This is a genomic window from Martinezella sp. CNPSo 3959 (assembly GCF_057784355.1).
Window position 1 is genome coordinate 29,610 of the sequence record NZ_JBXSOV010000017.1, and the last position, 16,011, is coordinate 45,620.

Here is a 16,011-nt window from a genome sequence, read left to right on the forward strand (position 1 = left end):
CCGGCCGCGACCGGCGCCCGAGCGCCTTGGGAGGCTTATTTCTTGATCGATGCATTCCAGAAGTAGGGCCACGGCGCGGGGGCGACGCCCTGTAGCTTGGTGGAGATCGCCGCAACGGCGTTGAAATCGCCGATCTTCATCATCGGAGCTTCGTCATAAATGGTCTTTTGAACATTGGCCCAAAGCTCGATGCGCTTCTTGGGATCGACCTCTGTGTTGAACGCGTCGATCGCGGCTTTGCTCGTCGGCGTCGTCCACCAACCGGGCGAGCTTGGCGACAGCGTGCCGATCAGCGCCGGTTCCGGCAGGAAAGGGCTGTGGCTAATGTAAATGTCCCACAGCGCCTTGTCGGCCCGGCGTTGGGTCAGCGTCGCCCAGTCGACCACCTGAAGGTCTACCGTGAAGCCCGCCTGTTTCAGATATTCGGCCGCGACCTGCGCCATCTTGTAATGGAACTCGTACTGGCGGCTGGTCAGGATGCGGATCGGTTCGCCCTTGTAGCCTGCCGCCTTGGCGGCAGTTGCAGCACCTTCCGGATCGGCGACGTTGTAGTTCCCTTTGACGCCGGCATCCGTGCTCCAGGTAAAGGGGGCAGGGTACATGTTGCCATCAACCGTATAGAAATTTGTGCTGCCGAAGGCTGCCGCCAGCATATCTTCCATGCTGAGCGCCTGACGGATCGCCTTGCGGATCGCGACATTCTTCGTGATGCCGTCGGCGGTATTGAAGACGAAGACCGGATAGCCGAACGGCTTCAGGAGCAGCGGCTGGGTCGCCGAAGCGGACTTCAGCTTGTCGAAGGATTCGACAGGAAGACTGTCGATATAGTCGTACTGGCCGGAAATGGCCGCCTCGACGCGGGTATTGGCATCGGGCACCGGGACGAAGCGGATTTCGTCGAGATATTGATGCCGGGCGCCGCCGTAACCATTGCTTTCGCCATCGCGCGGCTTGTAGCCATCGAAACGTACCAGCTGGATATATTGGTCGGGCTTGCGCTCCTTCAGCATATAGGGACCGGTGCCGATGAAGTCGGTCATCGTATCTGCTTGCCTGCTGGCCGGAATGATGATGGCGGCCGAGTTGTTGAAGGCGAGCAGCGAGGTGAGCGGGGCATAGGGCTGCTTCAGCTTGATAATGACGGTGGCCGGATCCTGGGCGGTGATCGATTCGATGAAGCCACCCGCCTGCTTGCCGCGCGACGCCAGCTTGATCCAGCGGTTGAGCGAGGCGACCACATCATTGGACGTCATGACGCTGCCGTCATGGAACTTGATGCCGGTTCTGAGTTTGATCGTGTAGGTTTTGCCGTCGGCACTGATCTCGGGCAGGCTCTCGGCAAGCAGCGGCGTGACGTTCCAACCCTTGTCGAAGGTGTAGAGCGTTTCGAAGATATGTTGGGTGACGATACCGACGAGATCTGCGGTGGAAGTCATTGGATCGAGCGTCGGCGGCTCGCCGATCGTCGCGACATTGATGACGCCACCTTTTTCCTGAGCCATCAAAAGTGAGGGCGCTGCAACCAAGGCAGCCGCAATCAGGAATCCGAGTCCCAGTTTCATCGAAATTCTCCCAATTATGTTCCACAATTATGTTATATAAGATTTTATAACAGAATACAGAACGGGCGGGGGCTGTCAATGGTGGTGAAAACAAGGGCACATCGGCTTGAATGCGCAAAGGTTCCGTCTTGCCGAAACAGTTTCGTCGGAGCAGATTGCAGCAATAGAGGAGATAGTGCATGGCGCCTTACGATGCTTCCGGCCCCAACGTGAACGGTATCGAACCTCGTTGGACGTCCAGTGCAAAGAGCGGAGTTGGCACGGCGCTGTCGCCGGCCTGCCGCATCTGGTTCACTCTCAGTCACGGCATCTTGAACGAAATCTATTATCCCCGCGTCGACAGCGCCTGTACCCGCGACATCGGATTGATCGTCATAGGTCCCGATGGTTATTTTTCGGATGAAAAGCGCGATACGGAGAGCGTCGTCACCACGGTCGAGGATGGCGTACCGGCCTATCGGTTGATCAATACTGCAATCGATGGCCGTTACCGGATCATCAAGCGCATCATCGTCGATCCCATGCGCAGCAGCTTGCTCCAGCAGATATCGTTCGAGCCGCTTGAGGGAACGATCCACGATTATCGTCTCTATCTGCTTGCCGCTCCGCATCTGGTCAATGCCGGTTACGGCAATACGGGGTGGGTGGAAGACTATAAGGGCACGCCGATGCTTTTTGCGACGGGCACAGGCGGCATCTCGATGGCTCTTGCCGTCAGCGGCGGCTGGCGAACGGCATCTGCCGGCTATGTCGGTATTTCCGACGGCTGGCAGCAATTGCAGAAAGAGGGCCGGTTGGACCCAGCCGTCGCGCGTGCCGTCGACGGCAACGTCGCCCTGACCGGCGAGATCGATCTGATCGGCGGCAGCGACACGGTCACCGTATCGCTCGGCTTTGGAAGCCATTCAAAAGAGGCCGGCTACAACGCCCTTGCCAGCTTGCAGGCCGGCTATGGCAGCGCCGAGCGCAGCTATGTCGCCGACTGGCGGACCTGGCAAGACGGATTGCTGGGTTTGGATGAACCGAGAGCGCCGCCGCCCGAAGTCAATCGCTATCGAATCTCGACAGCCGTGCTGGCAACGCACCGGCCACTTTCCTTCGAAGGGCCGGCCGTTGCTTCTCTCTCCATTCCTTGGGGCTTTGCCAAGGGCGACGAAGACCTCGGTGGCTATCATCTGGTCTGGCCGCGCGATCTGGTCGAGACAGCCGGCGGCTTCTTAGCTGCGGGCGCTTCGCAGGATGCGCTGCGCATTCTGGCCTATCTGCGCGTCATCCAGGAAGAGGATGGGCATTGGCCGCAGAATTGCTGGCTGGATGGCGAGCCTTACTGGAGCGGGATCCAAATGGACGAATGCGCTTTCCCGATCCTGCTTGCCGATGCGCTGCGCCGCGAGGGGGTCCTTACGGGCGATCTGCTATTGTCCTACGTGCCGATGGTCGAAAGCGCAGCGCGCTACGTCGTCGTCAACGGCCCCGTCACGGGTGAGGACCGCTGGGAGGAGGATGGCGGCTTTTCTCCATTCACGCTGGCGGTTGAGATCGCTGCGCTATTGGCGGCGGCCGATATTCTGGAAATTGCCGGTCAGACGCACAATGCGGATTATCTGCGGCAGACCGCGGATGCCTGGAACGACCAGATCGAGCGCTGGACCTATGTCAGCAGCGATGCGGAGGGCGCCGCTCTCGGGGTCAAGGGCTATTATGTCCGCATTGCGCCGCCTGAGATCGCCGATGGAAGCTCGCCCGCCGATGGTTTCGTGCCGATCAAGAACAGGCCGCCCGCTGAATCCTTCCTGCCGACCGCGCGAGTCATCAGTCCCGATGCCTTGGCGCTGGTACGGTTCGGATTGCGAGCCGCCGACGATCCTCGCATCCTCGACACGGTGAAGGTGATCGACGCACAGCTCAAATGCGACCTGCCGCAAGGGCCGCTATGGTATCGTTATACCGGTGACGGCTATGGCGAGCACGAAGATGGCGGCCCGTTCGACGGCACGGGCATCGGGCGTCCATGGCCCTTACTTGCGGGCGAGCGTGCCCATTATGAGCTCGCCGCCGGCCGGCCGGATGCGGCTCTTGGTTTGCTCAAGACGCTCGAGCAGTCTGCCGGGCAGGGCGGATTGCTGCCGGAACAGGTGTGGGACCAGCCCGATATCCCGGAGCTGGGCCTTGTCCTCGGGAAACCTTCCGGCAGCGCCATGCCGCTCGTCTGGGCTCATGCCGAGCATATCAAGCTCCTGCGCTCGCTGAGAGACGGGGCGGTTTTCGACATGCCGCCGCAAGGTGTTGAGCGCTATGTAAAAAACAAGGTGACTGCACCCTTCGTGCCGTGGCGCTTCAACAACAAGCTGTCGCAGCTTTCCGTCGGCAAGCGCCTGCGGATCGAAGTCATGGCGCGGGCGATCATTCGCTGGAGTGTCGACGGTTGGGCCAGCGCCAGCGATATCGAAACGAGCCAGAACGGCTTCGGGATACATGTTGCGGAGCTGTCATGCGAGCGCCTGCCCAAAGGCGGGTCGATTGCCTTTACCTTTTACTGGCCTGACACCGATCATTGGGAAGGAGAGGATTTCTCCGTCTCCGTCGTTGAGGCGCCATAGTGCGATTTGGGCCCGTCGTGGATAGAAAGTGTGGACGAATATGAGCCAGGTAACAGAGAGCCGCAAAACAAACGTAAAACTGAAGAAAACCGTGGCGCCGGCTGCGACAGAAGAGCTTGTCGTCTTGGCAATCGATCTCGGCGGTTCGCATGTAAAAATGCGTCTCAGCTCCGGCGGTGAGCGCCGGGCGGCCGTCTCCGGGCCTACAATGTCGGCAAAAGAGATGGTCCAGACCGTCAAGGATCTGACGAGTGATTGGCGATACGACGTTATCGGTATGGGATATCCTGGGCCCGTTTCGAACAACAGACCAGCTATGGAACCGCACAATCTGGGAAGCGGCTGGCAGGATTTCGACTTTTCCGCCGCTTTCGGCAAGCCGGTCAAGCTTGTCAACGACGCCGTGATGCAGGCAATCGGCAACTACAAAGATGGCAACATGCTGTTCCTCGGCCTCGGCACCGGATTGGGTTCGGCGATGATTGCCAATCACGTTTGTCTGCCAATGGAGCTCGCCCATCTGCCCTACAAGAAGCGGGGCACTTTTGAAGACTTCATCGGCGAGCGTGGCCTTGAAAAATACGGCAAGAAAAAATGGCGGCAGTCGATCGAGGATATCGTCGAAAGATTGAGGGCGGCCTTGCTGCCGCACGAAATCGTCATTGGCGGCGGCAATGCCGAGAAGCTCAAGGAACTACCCCCCGCCTGCCGTATCAGCGACAACGAAAATGCGTTTCTCGGAGGATTTCGCCTTTGGAAGGATACGACTTTGAGCTTCTAGGCTGCGGCGGTGATCGAATGGAGCGACATGAGGATCAGTCTCAGGTCGCTTGATCTTTGCGGCTAGAAAGATAGCCGGCTTATTTCAGTAAGGTTTTCTCATGCTGAACGATGTTGGCAAATAGTTGCAGCGCGCCGCTTGGTTGCTCATCTTTTCGCGCGAGATAAAGCGGCGCCACGAGCTTGGAACCCGGGTCGAGCCTTAGATAGGCGATGCCGTTCGTCTCCAGCCGGGCGATCGATCCTGGAATGATGGAGATTCCGAGCCCGGCTGCGACCAGACTGAGCGTCGACAACAATCGAGGAGCTTCATGCCGTATTTTCGGGCTGAAACCCGCTGCAAGGCAGGCCGCTATGATACTGTCGTATAGCCCCGGCCCCGAGGGACGGCGGTAAAGTATGAAGGCTTCGTCTGCGAGCTCCGACAATCGAACGTGGCGAGGCTCCTCTCCTTTCGCCATCACAAGAGAATGGCGATCGGGAAGAGCGACCAGCATCTCTTCATCGAGAATTCGGGAAATCACAAGACCGCCCGACTGTGCAACGGGAGAGCGCACGAGCGCGACGTCGAGAAGGCCGGAATGCAGCATGGCGATCAGATCGGGTGTGCTGGCTTCCTCAAGCTTGAGCGCGACATCCGGCGATGTCTCGCCGAGCGAGCGGACGGCGGCGCTGACCAGGGGATGAAAGGCGGCCGAACTGGTAAAGCCGATGGCGAGGCTTCCCTCTTCTCCGCGGGCATTGCGCCTTGTCGCCTCTATCGCAAGATCGACATCGTGGAGAATGGTCCTTGCCCTCTCCACAAACGTCCGCCCCGCATCCGTCAGCTCGACGCCTCTCGGCAGGCGTTTGAAGAGCGACGCACCGACGATGGCCTCCAGCTTGGCTATCTGCTGGCTGAGCGGCGGCTGCTGGATGCCGAGTCTTTCGGCAGCGCGGGTCATATGGCCCTCATCGGCAACGGTCATGGCATAACGGAGATGTCTAAGTTCGATCATGGCATATCTCAAACATATGAATGATACTCTATCCATATATTGGACGCATGATCGGTAAAAGCCTATTTTGACGGTCTGTCCGACATAAACATACAGGCCACGATATGGATGCCATTTCTCATTCCAGTGCTGCTCAACGCGAAGGACCAACGGTCGCGGAGCTCTTTTTCGGCTTTTTCAGACTCGGCCTCATCGGGTTTGGTGGGGTTCTGCCGCTCGCACGCCGCATGGTGGTCGAGGATCGCAAATGGTTGACGAGGGAGGAGTTCACCGAACTGCTGGGGCTGTGTCAGTTCCTGCCCGGCGGCAACATCATCAATATGGCGGTTGCGATCGGCTCGAAATTTCAGGGCGTGAAGGGAGCTTTTTCCGCTCTTCTCGGCCTGATTGTCGCCCCAACGGCAATCGTCATCGGTCTCGGCGTCATTTACGATCAGTTCAATAGCGATCCACATATCCAGCATATGTTTGCAGGCCTTGCTGCAGCCGCGGCTGGTCTGTTGATTTCGATGGCCGTCAAGATCGTCCTGCCGCTGCGCCGCAGGCCGGTCACCCTGGTCATTGCCGCCATTTGCTTTGCTGCCATCGCCATCATCGGATTGCCCTTGCTGCCGACCATGCTGGTTCTGGCGCCGCTCAGCATCCTCGCCACCTGGAAGCTCGAAGCATGACCACGACCCTCGTTTCTCTTGCAATCATTTTTACCCAGCTTTCGCTGCTGGCCTTCGGCGGCGGCAATTCTATTCTTCCGGAAATGCACCGGCAGGTCGTCGACGTGCAGCATTGGATGACGGCGCAGCAATTCGGTGCGCTGTTCGCATTGGCGCAGGCGGCTCCCGGTCCGAACCTGATGGTCGTGCCTCTGGTCGGCTGGCACGTTGCCGGATGGGCGGGCATACTCGTCACATCAGCTGCAAAGTTCGGGCCTTCTTCGGTCCTGACCTATCTGGTGCTCCATCTCTGGAACCGCTTCAAGGACAGGCCATGGCGACGGATCGTGCAGGCGGGATTGGTGCCGATGACCGCCGGGCTTGTTACCGCAAGTGCGGCTGTCATCACCGAGGCGTCAACCCAGGGGTGGGTTCTGGCGGCAATTGCGGCCGCTGGTACGCTTGTCCTTTCGACGACGCGCGTCCATCCGCTCATCGTTCTGGGCGTTGGCGCATTGATCGGCTTGAGCGGTGTCGGCCAGATGTGAGCCGGAGTGGTTCAGTATCAGGTTTGGGGTAGACACCCTTCTTGCCCTTGGGACTCATTTTCACAAACGCTTGAAATCCTCTGTTTCAGGAAGGCTGCCCTCAAAATAGGGCTATTGATGTCGATGATCATCGCGGCGCTCTTGCATTTGGAAACCAATATGCAAACAATCCATGTAATCATTCCACTGGGAAAGATTACCGGCGATAAAGCTGGTGAGGTCCTTTTGATCAGCTGGTGAGGCCCCCAGTGTCCTGCGATGGAAATGGAATACTCGATCCTCAGGCAATCGCCTCGCGCGAGTTCATGCATTTGCGTGAATTGTTTGATCGATCGTTCAAGGCCGCTCGTATCGGGGTATGGGAATGCAGTCTTCCCGACCAGACGCTCAGCTGGACGGATATGGTCTACGAGCTCTTTGATCTTGCGCCGCAAACGCCGCTGACGAGGGATGAGATCCTTAAACTCTATACTCCCGAGGCTCGAAAGCGTCTCGATGAGGTGCGCGAGAAGGCAATTCGCACGGGTGAGGGTTTCAGCCTGGATGCTGAGATCATTACCGCAAGAGGCAATCGGCGATGGATCAGAATAACCGCCTGCGTCGAATTCGCGAACGGAGCTGCGACCAGAATTTTCGGGATGAAGCAGGATATCACCGCCGAGAAGACGATGGTCGAGCAGCTTCGTCAATTGGCCGAGTACGACATGCTCACCGGGTTGACGTCCCGCTCCAGATTTGAAACGTTTCTCAACGAAATATGCGCAGCCGAGAGCCGAACCGCCACAGCGCTCCTTCTCGTGGATCTCGACGGCTTCAAATCCGTGAACGATACTCTCGGACATCAGGCTGGGGATGATTGTCTCAAAGTGGCAGGGCGCAGGCTTGCACGCGCGGTCCCCAAGGCCAATATGGTGGCGCGCATTGGCGGCGACGAGTTCGCCGTCATTCACGAATGCCTTTCGACTGAGGATCTCGCAAAAATCGCCGATCGCGTTGTCAGAGAATTGAACTGGACCGTCTCCACGCCGACGAAGACCATTCGCATCGCGACCTCCGTCGGCGCGGCGATAATCGTGCCCGGTCATTCTTCCAAGGACATATTCGCCAAAGCGGATCGTGGTTTGTATGAAGTGAAATCGTCGGGAAAGAACGGCTTCCGGATCGCGCCATCTTCATGGTCCCGATGCGAGGCCGCTCTATAGAGTAAGCCCGGCACTCGGTCGCCAATCACGACATCGTGCCGCCGCCGCGTTTTCCTGGAAATGACCCTCACGTATTTGTGACAGCTTCCATGATTCCTGGGATATCTTTGCGACAAATCAGGACTAAAGTGTCGGCAGTTGCCCAATCGCTTGAAGGCGGCCCGACTTTTGGAAGAGAATCCCATGCAGCAACGTAAAAGCGTATCGGTCGAAGAGCTTCCCGAGAATACTGCACTTGCAATATATGAGCTGATCGGCGGCACGTTCCGCAACTATTCCGACGTCCTTTGCATTCGCATACCGGATGTAACCGATGACGGTACGTCCATGGGCGGTATTGAAATTACCATTCGCAAGACGGCTTCCGCTCCATCGCTGCGTGCGGCATCACACAGGTAATAAACATCTCTCCTCAATTGAATTCCGAGCGTGTTCTAGCGATGCGCTGTCCGCTTTCGTCAAACAGATGAACTGCCTCATCGGCAGGTGCGATGTGCAGCACATCGCCCGGTACGGCTCTGATCCGTTCGCGAAAAACGCAGGTGACCGTTTGCGTCCAGCGCCGTGATACGTCAAAGCGACTCTCTTCACGCGTTGGATCTTCGATTTCCTTGCATATCTTCGCGCTTGTGTATCACGGACAAAGCTCTCGCAACTTATTTCTGCGCGCCTTGACGCCAAAACAAAGGTACCTAATCTAAATTCTCGCTACGCGATCCGCTGGGAGGAGATGGGTGCGGGGCTGGCGACCCATTTGCGCTAATCTATTCTCTCCTCCGCCGCCAGTTGTCGATTTTCCGATAGGATCCGCCATGTCTCTTACTATTGCCCAACGCCTTGATCGCCTGAAAGTCCGCACTGCCGAGCTTGCGTATTGGCGTGACAGGCAAAGCCTCGCGATCGATGGTTGGACCTTCGATGGAGAGCCGATAGGGCATCATCAGGATTGGCCGCATCGCAACGGAACGGTTCGCTTCGCTGCCAAGGCAACGGCGCCGCAGGATTGGCCGCTCGAGCAGATCCGCCTGCAGCTCGACCTTGGCGGCGAGAGCCTGCTGACGCTGCGCTACCCTGATGGTGAAGCTGAGACCTTCGGCCTCGACCCCTATCACCAGGAGTTTCCGATCAAGGGTCGCGACTTCCAGATCGCGACTGAGAGCGTCGCGCGTTTTCCGTTCGGGGAGCCGAATAGGGCGCCGAAGCTGAACAGGGCGCGCTTGATCTGGCTAGATGAGCCGGTCCACCGGCTGCATCTCTTATTGCAGCAGATCGGCGAGGCTGCCGATATTCTTGACGGCCACGAAGTCGTGCCGCATCTGATCGATGCCTCCGAACGGGCGCTGCGCAGCCTCGATTGGCCCTCCGACACATCAGCCTATATCTCGCGCACCTCAGGCGCGGCAATGCAGCAGAAGATCTGGGAACTGCCGGAACTTCAGGACAATCCAGCCGGCCTTAGCGAAGCGCAGAGTGCTTCGGCAGCTGCTGCCTATGATCAATTGCTTGCGCAACTGAAAGAGCTTCAAAAGCGCTTCCCACAGAATGGCGAACTGCTGCTGACCGGCCATGCCCATATCGATCTGGCATGGCTTTGGCCCTACGGCGAAACGCGCCGCAAGATGCGCCGCACCTTCAACACTGCGCTCTCGCTGATGGAGCGCTCCGACGACTTCCGCTTCAACCAATCGACCGCCCAATACTATGCACAAATAGAGGAAGATGATCCGGAACTGCTCGAGCGGATCAAGAAGAAGGTTGCCGAAGGAAAATGGGAAACCGTCGGCGGCATGTGGGTCGAGCCTGATACCAACATGCCCACAGGCGAGAGCCTCGTACGCCAGGTGCTTTATGGCCAGCGCTATTTCGAAAAGCATTTTGGCCTGCGTCACAGCATCTGCTGGCTGCCCGATTGTTTCGGCTTTTCCGGCGCCTTGCCGCAGATCCTGAAGCTTGGGGGCATCGACAGCTTTTTCACGATCAAGGTGAACTGGAGCGAAAGCAATCACATTCCGTCCGACCTGTTCTGGTGGAAGGGGCTCGATGGCAGCAAGGTGCTGACCCATACGTTCGATAACCCCATGCAAGGCTACAACGGCTTCGTGCAACCGGATTGCTTCGTGCCGACATGGAAGAATTTCCGCGGCAAGACGCAGCATGACACCTCGCTGCTGGCCGTTGGCTATGGCGATGGCGGCGGCGGCGTCACGCCGGAAATGGTCGAGCGCGAGGTACAGCTCCGCGACTTCCCGGCGATCCCGAAGGCACGCTGGGGCACCGTGAAGGGCTATTACGAAAAGGCGCACCACACCGCTAAGGAAAAGGAGCTTCCGGTCTGGGACGGGGAAATCTACCTCGAGCTGCATCGCGCGACGCTGACGTCACAAAGCGGGGTCAAGCGTAAGCATCGCCAGGCCGAACGCGCCCTGATCACGGCGGAAACGCTGGCCTCGCTTGCCCATATGCTGGGGGCTGACAAGCCTCGGAGCTTGGAGGCGGATTGGCGCGTCGTCCTGAAGAACGAGTTTCACGATATCCTGCCTGGATCGAGCATTCGCGAGGTCTATGTCGATGCCGAGCGGGAACTTGACGGCGTGATCGACAATGCCAAGGCGGAGCAGGTCAGGTCCCTGACGACGCTGTCGGCCCATCTTCCAACCGGCGGGGTCACGGATGCGCTTGTCGTCGTCAACCCGTCTTTGTCGCCGCGCCCGCTCACCGCAACCCTATCGGACGGAACGGTGCTGGCTTCGGCCGATTCCGTCGCACCTCTTTCCGTCGCGGTCTTCGATCGCAAGGCGATCAGGCCCGCCGGGCTTCTGAAAGCTGATACCCATCATCTCGAAAATGAGCATTTGTCTGTCATCATCGGCAAGGATGGAGCAGTATCAAGCCTTGTTCACAAGGCAACGGGGCGGGAGGCGATCGAAGGGCCTGCCAACCAGCTCTGGGTCTATCCCGCCGACAAGCCGCGCAATTGGGATGCCTGGGACGTGGATGCCGATTATGCCGAGAAAGGCATCCGGCTCGATCGGCCGGAGAGCATCACTCTGGTCGAGGAGGGACCGCATCGCGCCGCGATCCGTGTCATCAATCGATACCGCAACTCGATCGTGACCCAGCTTTATGTTCTGACGGCCAATGCCCGCAGGCTGGATATCGAAACGACCATCGACTGGCATGATCGGCGAACGCTGCTGAGAACCCTCAATCCGGTTGCCGTGCGGTCGCGCACCGCCACTTTCGAATGCGCCTTCGGCGTCGTCGAGAGGCAGACGCATACCAATACCTCCTGGGAGCAGGCGATGTTCGAGGCGGCGGCGCATCGGTTCGTCGATCTGAGCGAACCCGGCTTCGGCGTCGCCCTGCTCAATAATGCCAAATACGGTCACAGCGCCCGCGGCAATGTCATCGGCATGAGCCTCGTGCGCTCGCCGATCTATCCCGATCCGCTGGCCGATGAAGGCGAGCAGAGCTTTACCTATGCGCTGATGCCGCATGAGGGCGCGTGGTATGACGGTGGTGTTCTAGCTGAGGCGATCGATCTCAACCAGCCGCTGGTCAGCGTGGAGGCAAGCGGTCTTGCGGCCGGCACCTTATCGCCGCTTGGCGTCGAAGGCACACCAGTCGCCTTCTCCGGCCTGAAACCGGCCGAGGAAGGGGAGGGTCTTATCCTGCGGCTGTACGAACCGGCCGGTCGGCGCGGCCGCCTGTCGCTGACCCTGCCGTCAGGATGGCAGGCTTCGGGGCCGCTGAACATCCTGGAGGAGCCGATCGAACGCACCGGCACTGCCGACATCATGCCGTTTGAAATCCGGACCTGGAAATTGCAGCGGGCCTGACGGCAAAGCTCGATTTTGTCGGGCCATAGCCTTTGCTCCGGAGAGCCGCCTTGTCAGCGGCTCTCCAATATCCGCATCAACCGGCCGCGATAGCTGTCGAGAATGACGGCCAGTACGATAACGGCGCCGATGACGATCGGCTTGATGTTGTCGTCGGCACCCAAGAGTTGCAGCCCCGTGGACAGCACCTGCAGAATGCAGGCTCCAACAAGCGTCCCGATGATCGATCCCTTGCCGCCTGAAAGGCTGGTTCCGCCGATGATAACGGCCGCGATCGCATTCAATTCATAGCCGATGCCGGCGACAGGGCTGCCGACATTGAGGCGGAGCAGATAGACCATGGCGGCAATGCCGGCAGTCAGTCCGGAAATGGTGAAGACCGCGATCTTGTACTTCTTCGGTTCATGTCCCGATAGGCGGACGGCCTCCTCATTCGTCCCGATTGCGAAGACGAAACGTCCGAACACAGTATAGCGCAGCACGAACCAGCCGATGAGGACGACGACGATGGCGATCAGGAAGATCGATGGAAGGACGCCCCAGAAAATCAGATTACCGAAATCGACGAAGGGCTGCGGCAGGCCGGTGATGGTGGAGTTATCACTGACGACGCGGGCAAGGCCGCTTGCGACGTTAAGCATGCCGAGCGTGACGATGAAGGATGGAAGTTTCCATTTCTCGCAGATCCATCCGTTGATGGCACCCAGGATCGCGCCCGCCCCCATCGAGGCGAGCGATGCGAGAGCGATCGCCTGCCAGGGAGAAAATCTTGGATCGATCATGATCGTCGCGCCGATGACCGTGCAAAGCGCCAGCAGCGATCCGACGGAAAGATCGATGCCGCCGGTGAGGATGACGAAGGTCATGCCGGCGGCAAGCACCGTATTGATGGCGATCTGCACGAAGATCTTCAGGAAGTTCTCCGGCGTCGCGAAATAAGGCGCCGTGAGCGAGAAGAAGATCAAAATCAAGACGAGGGCGATGGCGACACCGGCCTCTTTCATCGAGATCCGGATAAGCTTGTCCCAGACGCTGGCCTCTTTTGCCTCGGCCGCCTTTTCAATGTTTCCGGACACGACTGTACTCCTTGTAAGCGAGCGAGAGGATCCTGCTCTCGTCAAATTGGGCTCGGGGGATTTCCCCGGCTATCTTGCCGTCCGAGAAGACGATGATGCGATGGCAAATGCTCATGAGTTCCGGCAGATCCGAAGACACGACGAGGACGCCTTTTCCCTCGGCGGCAAACTTCCACAGAAGCTCGTAGATTTCCGCCTTGGCGCCGACATCGATGCCTCGGGTCGGCTCGTCGAAGATCAGCACCTTGGGGCCGCGAAACAGCCATTTGGCGATGACGACCTTCTGCTGGTTGCCGCCGGAAAATGTCCTGACGGCCTGATGGATGGACGGTGTCTTTATCCGCAATTCACGCACGAGACGCTGTGAGGACTCGTCTTCCGCCTTGCGCAAAATCAATCCGTTGCGGGAGATCTTGGCGAGATTGGTGATGGTGGTGTTTTGCGCGCAGCTCATGTCGAGCATGAGCCCTTGTACCTTGCGATCTTCTGTCGCCAGGCACAGCCCGGCGGTAACCGCGTCCTTGGGCGAGGTAATCTCGACCGGCTGGCCATCTATGCGGATTTCGCCTGCAGCCTTGGCGTCGGCGCCGAATATGGCTCGAACAGCCTCGGTGCGGCCGCTCCCCACAAGCCCGGCAATGCCGACGATTTCTCCCTTGGCAACGGAAAATGACAGCTCCGGGCTGTGGCTCGTCACTTTGAGACCGGAGACGCCAAGCGCCTCGCCGGAGATGGTGCTGTCGCCGCGGAAAGCGTCATGCTGCGCAAGTTCGCGCCCGACCATGAGTTCGACGATTTTCGGAATTCCGAGCCCTTCGAGCGGCCGCGTGATCACATGCTGCCCGTCGCGCAGGATGGTGACGTCATCGCCCACCTCGAAGATCTCTTCGAGCCTATGCGATATATAGAGCGTAGTGACGCCGTGCGCCTTCAGGCGTTTCAGAATCTCAAAGAGCCGATCAACTTCCTTGGAGGTCAGGGTTGCCGTCGGTTCATCGAGAACCAGAAGCTTGCTTTCGTTGGAGAGCGCCTTGGCGATCTCGAGCAACTGAAGCTGGGCGACGCTCAAGCTGCTGGCAAGCGTCGTCGGCGCCACGTCGAGGCCGACTTCCGCCAGCAGTTCTGCCGCTCTGGCGTTCATTTGCCTGTAGTTTACCAAGCCGTATCGGCGCGGCAGATGCTCAAAAAGCAAGTTTTCGGCGACGGTAAGATTGGAAAGCGGATGCAGCTCCTGGTGAATGACCCGGATGCCCGCCTTGAACGCCTCGAGCGGAGAGGACGGATGATAGGCTTTGCCGTCAAACAGGATGTGGCCATCATCCGGCTTGAAGACGCCGCCAAGCAGATTGATCAGCGTCGATTTGCCGGCACCGTTTTCACCAAGAAGAATGTGACCCTTGCCGCGACCGATCTCTATTGTGACATCCTTCAGTGCCACAACGCCCGGGAAGCGCTTGCCTATTCCTTCCAGCTTCAGGATGGCATCATCTACTGTCTCAGGCACGTCCACCTCATCAGCGTTTCCATTTCGAATTGGAGATAACGATCTTTCGCGGCGCCTTCCACCGGGGCCAACGCCTCACGCTAAACGGCCGGTCAGAAGATCGATCGACAAGCGGATGCGCCGGCGAATGCCGACGCATCCCTGCCCGCAAGGCGGGTTTATCGACTATTTGAGGTCCTTGGCGGTGACGAGCGTCACGTCGGTCTTCACCCAGCCAGTGAATTTTTCGCCGGCATATTCGCGAAGGCCGTACTTGATGCCCATGGCTGCCATTTCCGCGCCGTACTGTTCGACGGTGGCAAGCATCTTGCCGTCCTTGATCAAGGGCTTGACGGAGGGGATGTTATCGAAGCCGACAACCTTGATCTTGCCTGCCTGGCCGGATGCATCGAGCGCCTTGACGACACCGAGGGCCATGGAGTCGTTTGCAGCCATGACGCCTTGAATATCCTTATATTTCGTCAGGAAATTCGTCATGACGGTATTGGCTTCTTCGGTTTCCCAATGTGCGGTCTTGCTGTCGAGAAGCTCGAGCTTGCCGTTCTTGATGGAATCCATGAAGCCTGCCTTGCGCTCCTTGGCGTTGTCGGCCTCGGGATTGCCTTCCAGGATCACAACCTTTGCGCCGGGTCCAAGATCCTTGGCGAGCGCATCGCCGGCAAGCTTGGCGCCGGCAGCATTGTCAGGGCCGAAGAAGGCGAGATCGATACCGCCGGCCTTCTTGGCGTCGGCGTCTAGCGGCACGTCGATATTGATAACTTTCACGCCAGCTTTCACCGCCTTTGCAAGCGGCGTGGCCATGGCCTTGGAATCGGCCGGCGCGACGACGATGATGTCGTACTTCTGCGTCACGAAATTCTCGACGGCGTCGACCTGCGAGGCAAAGTCGCGTTCGTCCTTCATGCCGACGGCCTTGAAGTCGAACTTGTCCTTGTTTTCAGCGGCGTACTTGTCCGCGCCGGCCTTCATCTGCTTGAAGAACTCGTTGGACAGGGATTTCATGATCAGCCCGACCTTGGGCTTGCCGGCCGCAAAGGCAGGCGACACGCCGCAGGACAGCGCAAGCACCAGAGTGCCGGCAAGTCCGAGTTTCAGCGCAGAGCGCCGCTGCGTGTTGATGAAGGCGGTGTCGCGCTTGGTAGAATTGGACATTTTCTCTCCTCCTGAACGGTTCTTGGCTCAGCTCCACCTGAGTTGTCCACGACAATGAACCGGTTCCACGCATATTGGGTAGCATGCCGCCAAAAATTGT

12 protein-coding genes and 1 pseudogene are annotated in these 16,011 nt (G+C 58.7%); 8 read left to right on the forward strand and 5 right to left on the reverse strand.

Translation table 11 applies throughout. The annotated features are described in order from the left end of the window. Positions 1-35 precede the first annotated feature (35 nt). Entirely contained in the window at positions 36-1,562 is a 1,527-nt protein-coding gene (locus tag AC13RE_RS25525; RefSeq protein WP_488565006.1) for an ABC transporter substrate-binding protein, read from the reverse strand. 179 nt (positions 1,563-1,741) lie between these two features. On the opposite strand from AC13RE_RS25525, the gene AC13RE_RS25530 reads away from it, so the two are divergent. Both AC13RE_RS25530 and AC13RE_RS25535 read left to right on the forward strand, forming a co-directional pair. Continuing rightward, the gene (locus AC13RE_RS25530; RefSeq protein ID WP_488565007.1) at positions 1,742-4,162 is read left to right on the forward strand and encodes a glucan 1,4-alpha-glucosidase; all 2,421 of its coding nucleotides are present in this window, start codon (positions 1,742-1,744) and stop codon (positions 4,160-4,162) included. Positions 4,163-4,202: 40 nt separating this feature from the next. Further along, on the forward strand, positions 4,203-4,943 hold the full coding sequence (locus tag AC13RE_RS25535; protein WP_488565008.1) for an ROK family protein: 741 nt from the start codon (positions 4,203-4,205) through the stop codon (positions 4,941-4,943). Positions 4,944-5,022: 79 nt separating this feature from the next. On the opposite strand, the gene AC13RE_RS25540 is transcribed toward AC13RE_RS25535, so the two are convergent. Further along, the gene (locus tag AC13RE_RS25540; RefSeq protein WP_488565009.1) at positions 5,023-5,940 is read right to left on the reverse strand and encodes a LysR family transcriptional regulator; all 918 of its coding nucleotides are present in this window, start codon (positions 5,938-5,940) and stop codon (positions 5,023-5,025) included. A 104-nt stretch (positions 5,941-6,044) separates the two neighbouring features. On the opposite strand from AC13RE_RS25540, the gene AC13RE_RS25545 reads away from it, so the two are divergent. The 6 genes and pseudogenes from AC13RE_RS25545 (at position 6,045) to AC13RE_RS25570 (ending at position 12,179) form a co-directional block, all read left to right on the forward strand. After that, entirely contained in the window at positions 6,045-6,611 is a 567-nt protein-coding gene (locus AC13RE_RS25545; protein ID WP_488565010.1) for a chromate transporter, read from the forward strand. Next, positions 6,608-7,138, forward strand: a complete 531-nt coding sequence (locus tag AC13RE_RS25550) for a chromate transporter (RefSeq protein WP_488565011.1) — start codon at positions 6,608-6,610, stop codon at positions 7,136-7,138. Before AC13RE_RS25545 ends, AC13RE_RS25550 begins: the two co-directional genes overlap by 4 nt. 305 nt (positions 7,139-7,443) lie before the next feature. Beyond that, positions 7,444-7,758, forward strand: a pseudogene (locus AC13RE_RS25555) (PAS domain-containing protein); the annotation flags it as partial. A gap of 18 nt (positions 7,759-7,776) precedes the next feature. Further along, a complete protein-coding gene (locus tag AC13RE_RS25560) occupies positions 7,777-8,340 on the forward strand; it encodes a GGDEF domain-containing protein (RefSeq protein WP_488565068.1) in 564 nt (187 codons plus the stop codon). Positions 8,341-8,523: 183 nt separating this feature from the next. Next, complete coding sequence (locus AC13RE_RS25565; protein WP_132720364.1) at positions 8,524-8,739, forward strand: hypothetical protein; 216 nt, start codon at positions 8,524-8,526, stop codon at positions 8,737-8,739. 413 nt (positions 8,740-9,152) lie between these two features. Continuing rightward, complete coding sequence (locus AC13RE_RS25570) at positions 9,153-12,179, forward strand: alpha-mannosidase (RefSeq protein ID WP_488565012.1); 3,027 nt, start codon at positions 9,153-9,155, stop codon at positions 12,177-12,179. Positions 12,180-12,232: 53 nt separating this feature from the next. On the opposite strand, the gene AC13RE_RS25575 is transcribed toward AC13RE_RS25570, so the two are convergent. The 3 genes from AC13RE_RS25575 to AC13RE_RS25585 form a co-directional block, all read right to left on the reverse strand. Continuing rightward, a complete protein-coding gene (locus AC13RE_RS25575; RefSeq protein WP_488565013.1) occupies positions 12,233-13,255 on the reverse strand; it encodes an ABC transporter permease in 1,023 nt (340 codons plus the stop codon). Then, positions 13,239-14,765 carry a sugar ABC transporter ATP-binding protein gene (locus tag AC13RE_RS25580; protein ID WP_488565014.1) on the reverse strand — a complete coding sequence of 509 codons (1,527 nt, stop codon included), beginning with the start codon at positions 14,763-14,765 and terminating at the stop codon, positions 13,239-13,241. The genes AC13RE_RS25575 and AC13RE_RS25580 overlap by 17 nt, the downstream gene beginning before the upstream one ends. 159 nt (positions 14,766-14,924) lie before the next feature. Further along, entirely contained in the window at positions 14,925-15,911 is a 987-nt protein-coding gene (locus AC13RE_RS25585; protein ID WP_488565015.1) for a substrate-binding domain-containing protein, read from the reverse strand. Positions 15,912-16,011 lie beyond the last annotated feature (100 nt).